The 9,536-nt window shown below is 56.6% G+C and carries 10 protein-coding genes; 7 read left to right on the top strand and 3 right to left on the bottom strand.

Annotated elements, in window-relative coordinates; genetic code table 11:
• Positions 1 to 181 precede the first annotated feature (181 nt).
• The gene (locus ABWO67_RS17510; RefSeq protein ID WP_502930044.1) at positions 182 to 1,399 is read left to right on the top strand and encodes an ABC transporter substrate-binding protein; all 1,218 of its coding nucleotides are present in this window, start codon (positions 182 to 184) and stop codon (positions 1,397 to 1,399) included.
• A 50-nt stretch (positions 1,400 to 1,449) separates the two neighbouring features.
• Here ABWO67_RS17510 and ABWO67_RS17505 read toward each other — a convergent pair whose 3' ends face one another.
• On the bottom strand, positions 1,450 to 2,286 hold the full coding sequence (locus ABWO67_RS17505; RefSeq protein WP_353154035.1) for a helix-turn-helix transcriptional regulator: 837 nt from the start codon (positions 2,284 to 2,286) through the stop codon (positions 1,450 to 1,452).
• 42 nt (positions 2,287 to 2,328) lie between these two features.
• Between ABWO67_RS17505 and ABWO67_RS17500 the strand changes: the two genes are divergently transcribed.
• Genes ABWO67_RS17500 through ABWO67_RS17490 form a run of 3 tightly spaced genes read left to right on the top strand, consistent with a single transcriptional unit; the run spans position 2,329 to position 4,855 of the window.
• A complete protein-coding gene (locus ABWO67_RS17500) occupies positions 2,329 to 3,159 on the top strand; it encodes a phosphoenolpyruvate hydrolase family protein (RefSeq protein WP_353154032.1) in 831 nt (276 codons plus the stop codon).
• A 14-nt stretch (positions 3,160 to 3,173) separates the two neighbouring features.
• Entirely contained in the window at positions 3,174 to 3,617 is a 444-nt protein-coding gene (locus tag ABWO67_RS17495) for an SRPBCC family protein (RefSeq protein WP_353154030.1), read from the top strand.
• The gene (locus ABWO67_RS17490; protein WP_353154027.1) at positions 3,614 to 4,855 is read left to right on the top strand and encodes a Tm-1-like ATP-binding domain-containing protein; all 1,242 of its coding nucleotides are present in this window, start codon (positions 3,614 to 3,616) and stop codon (positions 4,853 to 4,855) included. Before ABWO67_RS17495 ends, ABWO67_RS17490 begins: the two co-directional genes overlap by 4 nt.
• Here ABWO67_RS17490 and ABWO67_RS17485 read toward each other — a convergent pair.
• Positions 4,847 to 6,079: an MFS transporter gene (locus ABWO67_RS17485; RefSeq protein ID WP_353154024.1), complete on the bottom strand. Its 1,233-nt coding sequence runs from the start codon at positions 6,077 to 6,079 to the stop codon at positions 4,847 to 4,849. The genes ABWO67_RS17490 and ABWO67_RS17485 overlap by 9 nt on opposite strands.
• Before the next feature lie 207 nt (positions 6,080 to 6,286).
• Positions 6,287 to 6,874, bottom strand: a complete 588-nt coding sequence (locus ABWO67_RS17480) for a TetR/AcrR family transcriptional regulator (protein WP_353154021.1) — start codon at positions 6,872 to 6,874, stop codon at positions 6,287 to 6,289.
• A gap of 228 nt (positions 6,875 to 7,102) precedes the next feature.
• Here ABWO67_RS17480 and ABWO67_RS17475 point away from each other — a divergent pair, with 228 nt between their 5' ends.
• From ABWO67_RS17475 to yghU, 3 genes are all read left to right on the top strand, one after another.
• A complete protein-coding gene (locus ABWO67_RS17475; protein WP_353154018.1) occupies positions 7,103 to 7,807 on the top strand; it encodes a glutathione S-transferase family protein in 705 nt (234 codons plus the stop codon).
• A 69-nt stretch (positions 7,808 to 7,876) separates the two neighbouring features.
• A complete protein-coding gene (locus ABWO67_RS17470; protein ID WP_353154016.1) occupies positions 7,877 to 8,554 on the top strand; it encodes a haloacid dehalogenase type II in 678 nt (225 codons plus the stop codon).
• 29 nt (positions 8,555 to 8,583) lie between these two features.
• Positions 8,584 to 9,471, top strand: a complete 888-nt coding sequence (gene yghU / locus ABWO67_RS17465; protein WP_353154013.1) for a glutathione-dependent disulfide-bond oxidoreductase — start codon at positions 8,584 to 8,586, stop codon at positions 9,469 to 9,471.
• Positions 9,472 to 9,536: the final 65 nt, after the last annotated feature.

Raw genomic sequence — 9,536 nt, 5'->3', positions numbered from 1 at the left:
CGAAAACACACATCCCGACGTCGGCCTTGCACGAGCCACCGCGGCCTGTGTATTCCTGATAGGTACTGGTGTCTTGGCGGTATGGACTTGCGGTTGCCGCGTACTTAGCATGGCCTTGTACCGTGAGAACACACGGCTAAAGTCGCGATTACTGCGACTCGACCCATACAGGAGACAATTCATGCAGACCCAACTATGGAAATGTACGGCGGCGTCCGTCGCTTTGATTGCAGGCATCGCCACGGCACAAGCTCAGTCGCTTTCCGGCGACGCACTGCGCATTGGTGTATTGACTGACATCTCGGGCACTTACGCCGATGTGTCCGGCAGGGGCGCTGTCGAAGCCGTAAGAATGGCTGTTGAAGATTTTGGAGGCACGATGTTCGGCAAGCCCATCGAGGTTCTGTTCGCCGACCACCTGAATAAGCCGGACATCGGCGCGGCCAGGGCGCGGGAATGGTTCGACCGGGACGGTGTGGATATGATTACCGATTTGGCCAATTCTGGCGTCGCTCTGGCCGTTGCCGGGATCGCGAAAGAAAAGAAGCGCCACATCATCGTCAACAACCCGTCGAATATGGGATTGACCAACGATATGTGCTCGCCGTACACCGTCCACTATACGTATGACGCCTATTCGCTGGCTCATGGAACCGGCCGTGCCGTGGCAGAGCAGCCGGGTGGCGATACATGGTATTTCCTGACCGTGGACTTTGCCTTTGGCATCGGTCTTGAAAAGCAGGTCAGCGATGTGGTGCGCGCGGCGAACGGCAAAGTACTGGGCGCAGCCCGCCATCCGCTGGGCACGACGGACTATTCGTCATATATCCTGCAGGCGCAAACCTCGGGCGCCAAAATTATTGGCCTGGCCTCTACCGGGCACGACAGCATCAACGCCATCAGAGCGGCCCGTGAGTTCGGGCTAACGCCTAAACAGAAGCTGGCTGCGTTGCTTATGTGGATCAATGACGTACACGCGCTGGGCCTTGACGCAGCCCAGGGGATGCTGCTTACCAATGCCTGGTACTGGGATATGAACGAAGGGTCGCGGGAATTTGCCAAGCGCTATTTTGAACGCATGAAGAGCATGCCGAATATGGCTCACGCCGGGGATTATTCATCCACCATGCATTACCTGAAAGCGGTCCAGGCCGCAGGCACCGATGATCCGGACGCCGTGTCCGCCAAAATGCGCGAAACACCCATTAACGACTTTTTCGCCACGGATGGCAAGATTCGAGAAGACGGCCGCATGGTTCATGACATGTATTTGTGGGAAGTGAAGTCGCCCGAAGAGTCCAAGGCGCCTTGGGATTACTACAAGTTGGTCAAAACCATTCCGGCAGCGCAGGCGTTTGCGCCATTGGCAGACAGCACCTGCTATCTGGTCAAAAAATAACGGCGATAGCTTCGTACATGTCTCATATTCATTGGCAGCGCGCGACCGCGCTAAGTGCGGGGCCGCGACCGGTATTCCGACGGCCGGAAGCCGGTAAGGCGCTTGAAAGTGTTGGAAAACGTGAAGGGATTCACGTAACCGACATCACGTGCAATGGCCTCAATTTTCTTTTGGGTGGTGACGAGTTCGTGCGCCGCCTGGGCAATTCGCATCGTGGTCAATTGTCTGCCAGGACTGCGCCCAAAGTTCTTCCAGCACAAGCGGCGCAAATGTTCTGGGCTGATATTGGCCAGGCGGGCCAGATCTTCAAGGCTCCATGGCCGGCCAATGTCGACAAGAACCGCCTTCCACATGTCATTCAACCTGGGCTCCCGCTGCCAGGGATCGATCATGCGAGCCACATAGCGTTCGATAATATCGACCCAGGTAGCGCAGGTGCCCGGATCCGCGGCGCTTTCCATCTCGTGCGAAAGCCCCAAAATAGCGTGTTCAAGCGGACGTCCATCGAATCGGGTCAGCCCCGGCGCCATGGCACCCGCCAGCGACCGCGGCGATGTGGGCATAAAGCGTACCCAACAGAGCTGCCACCGCTTATCCGGCGCGCAATGGAAGGCATGCAGTACATGTGCAGGTGCGAAGCTGGCTATGCCCTCGGCATGTTTATGCCATCGACCGTCAAGCAACGTTTGCCCCTCTCCGCCCAGGCATACCTGCATGAAGGCGCCGCTCAAGTGGGTACGAACAACGGTATACGGCGCGGCAGCGTCGATGACGGCAACATGCGCAATATGGCGCGAGGCAAGTGCCTCGCAATGCTCGGCGCGCACGGTAATGAGACGTGTGTCGTCACCGAGAATGTGCGTTTCGGCCAAATCAGAATTTTCCATAAACCGAATCATCACACAAAAACGTTTTATTAAGGAGTAGTTATGGCAAGGCATGATCGCCAGGCATTGATGCAGAGGTTTCAGGACATGGTCGCCCGGGGCGAACCAATTATCGGCGGTGGAGCCGGCACGGGTATCTCGGCCAAATGCGAGGAAGCCGCAGGAATCGACCTTATCGTGGTCTACAACTCCGGGCGCTACCGTATGGCTGGGCGTGCATCGTCAGCTGGTTTGCTGGCGTATGGCAACGCCAACGACATCGTGCTCGAGATGGCTGGCGAAATATTGCCGGTATGCAAACGCACACCCGTGCTGGCCGGTGTGAACGGTACTGATCCGTTCATCATCATGCCGGTATTCCTGAAAAAACTGAAAGACCTGGGTTTCGCCGGAGTTCAAAACTTCCCGACGGTTGGGATTATTGACGGCACATTCCGCCAAAGCCTGGAAGAGACAGGCATCAACTTCTCTACTGAAGTCGATATGATTCGCCAAGCCCATGAATTGGATCTTCTCACCACGCCCTATGTGTTCAGCGCCGATGAGGCGACGGAAATGGCGAAGGCTGGTGCCGACTTTATTGTTCCTCACATGGGCGTAACGGTCGGGGGCAGCATAGGCGCAAACTCATCAAAATCACTGGAGGAGTCAGTACGGCTGATTGACGAATGGGGTGAGGCGGCCCGTAAAATCCGCAAGGATATTATCGTTATTGCACACGGCGGGCCCATCTCCATGCCTGACGACGTGCAATACGTCTTGCGTCACAGTGAACACTGCAACGGCTTCTACGGCGCAAGCAGCATGGAACGACTTCCTGTCGAAGTCGCGATCGAAAAGCACGTGCGTTTGTACAAATCCCTAACCCGATAAAGCAAAGGATTCAAATGGCTCGAGTTTATGTAAGCGCCGTCATGCAAGCCACGCTCGAACAGGCGTGGGAGATGCTGCGCGATTTCGGCGATCTGGGCAACTACCACCCCTACTTCGAGAACTCCTACATCGAAGGCAACTTGGCGCCGGATCAGGTCGGCTGCGTGCGTCACTTCACGGTTCGCGAGGACGGCGGCACACTGCGCGAGCGGCTTCTCGAATTGTCAGACCTCGATCATCGATGCACCTACGAGATTCTGCACATCGATGCAGATTGGAGCAACTATGTCGCACAGATGCACCTTCTGCCTATCACCGAAACTGGGCAGTGCTTCGGCGAATGGTGGGCGACGTTCGATGTGCCAGCAGACCAAGAAGCTGAGGCAGTCGAGCGGGTCGAGAATACGTTCCGCATTTTCTTTCAATGCGTGAACGAGCGCTTCGGAAAAGAAAAATGATCGCGGACGAAGCATGCGTGTGGGTAGTGGGCACGTTCGACACCAAGGCCGAGGAGCTCTGCTATCTTGCCACGCTGATTAAGCAGGCAGGTTCGCCGGTCTTCACCGTCGACATCAGCACACGGGGCGCGCCAAGTCAGGCCGACATGTCGGCTACCGAGGTAGCCTCGTATCATGAGTCGGGCGCGGACCATGTACTCGGCGGGAATGACCGCGGCGCTGCTGTCATCGCAATGGGGCAAGCCTTGCGACGGCTCGTTAGTGCTCGGCAACAAGCGGGAGCTATCTCGGGACTCATAGGCATAGGCGGATCCGGCGGCACATCCATGATCGCGCCGTCGCTGCATGTGCTCCCATACGGCATGCCCAAGCTGCTGGTAACGACACTTGCCTCAGGGACCGTTACACCGTTTGTGGACGTTTACGATGTCATGCTGCTCAATCCGGTCACCGATCTGGCCGGACTGAACCGCCTGTCGCGCATGATTCTTGCCAACGCGGCCCATGCCATTGCCGGTATGGTGACGCATGTAGCGGCGCAACGGTTGGATGATAAGCGCCCCGCCCTCGGCTTGACTATGTTCGGCGTCACCACCGAATGCGTGCAGGCCGTATCGCATCGACTCGACGCGACATACGACTGCCAAGTGTTCCATGCCAATGGCATGGGAGGTAGAACAATGGAAGCGCTTGCGCGGGCGGGCATGTTGCAGGCCATCGTTGATGTCACGACCACCGAAGTGGGTCAGCATCTCGTCGGCGGCGCCTGCGACGCAGGGCCCGATCGCCTCGCCGCCGCGGCCGAGCTTGGGCTTCCCTGGATAGGCTCGGTCGGTGCCTTGGATATGATCAACTGGGGGCCGCGCGAAACCGTTCCTGCAAGATTCAGCCATCGTCTATTCCATGTGCATAACGCACAAGTCACCCTAATGCGCAGTACGGCCCAAGAACTTGACCGTGCCGGCGAGGCTATCGCCACGCGGCTGAATCAATCACGTGGCGTCGTGCATTTACTGCTGCCCATGAAAGGGTTGTCAGCCATAGACTGCCCCGGCCAGCCGTTTTACGACCCCGAAGCTAACCAGGCCCTTTTTTCGGCCATTGATCGCCACTTTGTGCAAACGCCTACGCACCGCCTTGAAAAACTACCGCTACACATCAACGAACCAGAATTTTCCAAGGCGATCGCGAAAACCGTGCAGGACGTGTTGGCGGTAGAACATCGACATTCACGCTGATCGATAAACTCGCCTGGCGTTCAGTACAGCCCCGCCCAGGGCCAGCACTGCCAAGGCAAGCGGGGCCAACGAGACCCAAAGCACCATGTCCCAGTCATAAGCCGCCAGCAATCCGCCCGAAGCGAAGGAGCCCACCGCCATCGTGCCGAACACAATGAAGTCATTGAATGACTGGACGCGTGTCTTCTCTTCGGGCCGATGGCATTCCAGCACTAACGCAGAAGCGCCAATGAAGCCGAAATTCCAGCCGATGCCAAGCAGGATCAGGGTCAGCCAGAAATGCGCGACATCAATCCCGGTCAGGCCCACGGCGACGGATACGCCGATAAGTAGCAGTCCGGCGGACACCACCCGTCCAGCGCCAAAGCGCGTGATAAGGCGACCAGTAAAGAAACTGGGCGCGTACATGGCGATCACATGCCACTGAAGCCCCAGGTTGGCACTTTCTTGCGAATGGCCGCAAAGCTGCATTGCCAGCGGCGCAGCGGTCATCAGAAAATTCATCAGCATATATGAAACTGCACCGCAGATCATCGCCGTAATGAAGACAGGCTGGCGGATGATGAGCCCCAACGGCCTTCCCCCTGCGATCTCCGCCGCAGACGGCTTGGGCAGCTTCACGCCCAGCAGCACGATGGCTGATAGCGCCGCGACGACCGCCTGCGCGATAAAGGTGGCGGCGAACATGTGGGCGGGCCATAGGTACATGGTGTGGTTGACCAACTGCGGCCCCACGATGCCGGCCACGACGCCGCCGCCCATTACAAACGACAGCGCGCGAGCCCGCTTCGCCGGATTGATGCCGTCGGCTGCGGCAAAACGGAAAGAGAGCACGACCGCTGCGTAGGACCCGCCAAAGAAGGTCGCCAGGCAGAACAGCCAGAACGATCCGATTATGACCGCAAGCGCCGCCAGCACGCCGACCAGGACGCCACAACCGGCCCCCGCCAGAAACGCCATGCGGCGGCCATATCGCCGGGCAATCGCGCCGGCTGGAAGAATGCAAGCGGCCATGCCCACCACGAAGATGGAAATCGGCAAGGTCGCCAGCGCTTTATCCGGTGCGAGCGTGTGCCCGATAATGGCGCCTGTGGCGTAGACAACGACCGAGTTTGCCCCGGCCAGAGCCTGTGCCACCGTCAGGCGCGCGATATTGCCGCGTTGCTCTCGTTCGGAAATCGTCGAAAGTTCGATTGCTTCTTGTGGTGCTGCTATGTCTGGCAAGATGTACCCCATTTGGGAATAAGCTTATTGTCTTTCGTTATATTAACGTAGCCGCAGCCGCTCTTCCAGAATCAAAGGGTTTGAATTTGCCCGTTTTCCACTTTGTATTGTCTATTTCTACGAACATGGCCCCGGCGACAGAGATGTATTGACCCAGCAGAATCTGCCAGTTTATGCGGCTAATACAAACGCCTCGGCGGGGGTGCCCTAGGTAAGGGTTAAAAGCGCTAGCGCGGGGCGAACCATCCCTTCGAGCAACGCTCGTTCGGGTCTTGTTCTCGCAACGACGCGCAATCCGACATGAACGCCAAATAGGAGGCGTCCCAGGTCTGCGGCGGACTGGGATGTCGTTATCGTTCCGTCTTGTTGGCCGGCCTGGACGCATCGGCGAAAGAAAGCCTCGATATGCCCGAGAACCTCGGTGACAATTTTGCGGAACTCTGGATCATGCGGGGCAATCTCCAACGCCGAATTCACAAGCATGCATCCTTTTCGCTGCTTATCATCCAGGGACCGTTCAATGATCTCCGAGAAAAAGGCGCTGATCGCTTGTAGCGGAGGTAGCTTGCCTTCAAGCCGCTGTACGCGATCTGCGAAGCTGGTTTCGATGTAATGATGAAGCGCCCTGCGGTATAGGGTTCGCTTGTCGCCGAAAGCGTTGTACAAGCTTGCGCCCGTCAATCCCATCTTGTCGGCGAGTTCTCTGATCGAGGTTGCTTCGTACCCGCGTTCCCAAAAGCAGTCGATCGCCGCAACGAGGACTTCGGTTTCATCGAATTCTCTTGGTCTGCCCATATAAGATTGTCCAGGTGTTCTGACACATAGCAGATGTTGATCTAATACTTGACTATTTTAGATCGATTGATATAAAAAGGCTATTTTAGATCAATTGATATAAGACATAAGCTCGTGATCAAGGGCTTCTTTCCTTTCGAATATTGCTCTATATCTGGAACTCAATCGATGTTTTGGCAATTGTGAACATGTTCGCCAACTTGGTATCACCCGTACGAGGCATTGCAAATGATTCATTTCTATTATCATCCGACACCTAATCCAGCCAAAATTTCACTCTTTCTCGAAGAAGCAGGGCTGGAATACGAGGTTGTGCCGGTGGATACCAGCAAGGGTCAGCAGCACGACCCCGAGTTTCGCAAAATCAATCCAAACGGCAAGGTTCCCGCAATTGTGGATTTGGATGGGCCGGGCGGGCAACCGGCGACGGTCTTCGATTCCACGGCAATCCTGATGTACCTTGCGGAGAAGACGGGGCGCTTCCTCGGCCAGGCCCAGGATCGTCCGCAGCTCTTGTCATGGCTACTTTTTATCGGCAGTGGCCTCGGGCCATTTTCGGGACAGGCCGTGCATTTTCAGCATGCGGCGCCTGCGGGCCAGGACTACGCCGTTAATCGCTACCGCCGCGAAATCGAGCGTCATTACAAAGTCTTGGATGATCATTTGAATGATCGTGAGTTCATCGTCGGCAATGAATACACCATCGCCGATATCTCTGCTTGGGGATGGCTGGACAGAGCGCCCAGGGTGATGAAGGGTGCCGAGGATCCGTTGGCGCCTTACCCGAACATCAAACGCTGGTTTCGAGAGATCGATGCCAGGCCAGCTGTCGCACGTGCGCGGATGGTCGGGGCCGATATTGCGTTCAAGAAGGTAATTGATGAGGAAACTAAACGTGCACTCTTCCCCTCAAACTTCCCACCGGCGGCCTGAACGGCAAGCCGGAGCTTGCCGAGGCAGTAAAGGACCATTCGCCCTCTGATCGTGTAAAAGGAGTGTTCCATGTCGAACACACAGGCTATCGTTTTTGATCTTTACGGCACGCTGTACGACGTCCATTCGGTCGTTCAACAGTGTGATGCTGCGTATCCCGGTCAAGGCATGCAGATTAGCGAGATGTGGCGGCAGAAGCAGCTCGAATATACCTGGTTGCGCAGCTTGATGGGACAGTACATTTCGTTCGAGCAAGCGACCCATGACGCGCTCGTCTACACCTGCAATCACCTGAAGCTAGATCTCGACGAGACGACTTGCGCCATGCTGTGCAATGCTTATCTAAACCTGTCGCCGTACCCAGAAGTACCCGCTGCATTGCAGCGATTGAAAGACATGGGACTGCCGCTGGCTATCTTGTCTAATGGGTCAGTTTTCTCGATTGACAGTGTTGTGAAAAACTCTGGCTTGCAAGAACATTTCTCGCACCTGATCAGCGTTGAACGCGTGGGAGTATTCAAGCCCGATCCACGCGTCTATACGCTCGCTTGCCAAACGCTAGGTCTACCACCGCCCCGGATTCTGTTTGTTTCGTCGAACGCATGGGATGCATCGGGTGCGCGCCATTTCGGATTTGACGTTTGCTGGGTTAATCGTCGCGGCAATACGTTTGACGAATTGGGCACGACACCATCGCATGTGGTTGGTGGATTGGATGAAATACCAGCTATTGTAAGCAGCACATAGGCATAGACATCGACCTCGGAGAACTAGTAATGACTGACAGAATCGAATATGTACCGCCCAAAGTCTGGACGTGGGACCAAGAAAGCGGCGGCACCTTCGCGAATATCAACCGGCCCATCGCAGGCGCCACCCACGACAAGGAACTGCCCGTCGGCAAACATCCATTGCAGCTCTATTCGCTTGGAACCCCGAACGGTCAGAAGGTCACCATTATGTTGGAAGAGCTGCTCGCGCTTGGCTATGGGGGGGCAGAGTACGACGCCTGGCTGATTAGAATCGGCGAAGGCGATCAATTCAGCTCCGGCTTCGTCGAAGTCAATCCCAACTCGAAGATACCAGCGTTGCTGGACCGCAGCGAACCAACACCAACCCGGGTCTTCGAATCCGGCGCAATCCTCATGTACCTTGCCGAAAAGTTCGGCGCCTTCCTGCCGACAGACAGACTAGCTCGCGCCGAGACGCTTTCGTGGCTGTTTTGGCAGATGGGTTCGGCGCCCTTTCTCGGGGGTGGATTCGGCCACTTTTATGCCTATGCACCAACCAAGCAGGAATACCCGATCAACCGCTACGCCATGGAAGTCAAGCGCCAGCTCGACGTGCTGGACCGTCAACTAGCCGACAACGAGTTCGTTGCTGGCGCCGATTACACGATTGCGGACATGGCGATCTGGCCCTGGTACGGCGGCCTCGTGAAGGGTTGGCAATACGAAGCGGCGGAATTCCTTTCGGTGCAAGACTACAAGAACGTGGTGCGCTGGGCCGATCAGGTCTTCGCCCGGCCAGCCGTCGCCCGGGGCCGCAAGGTCAACCGCACAAGCGGCATTCCGTCGAGTCAACTTCATGAGCGGCACGACGCCAGCGACTTCGATACAAGGACGCAGGACAAGCTTATGGGAGAAGAAAATTCGGCGCTTTGAGCGATAGATAGTTCAAACGAGGTAGTGCACAACGGTGGGTGCCGTGCTCGCGGCACAGCTCTGGC

Origin of the sequence: Pollutimonas bauzanensis (assembly GCF_040393045.1) — a bacterium.
GTDB classification, from domain to species: Bacteria; Pseudomonadota; Gammaproteobacteria; order Burkholderiales; family Burkholderiaceae_B; genus Pollutimonas; species Pollutimonas bauzanensis_A.
Note: the sequence above shows the minus strand (reverse complement) of the source record. Positions and strands in the feature narration are given on the sequence as shown.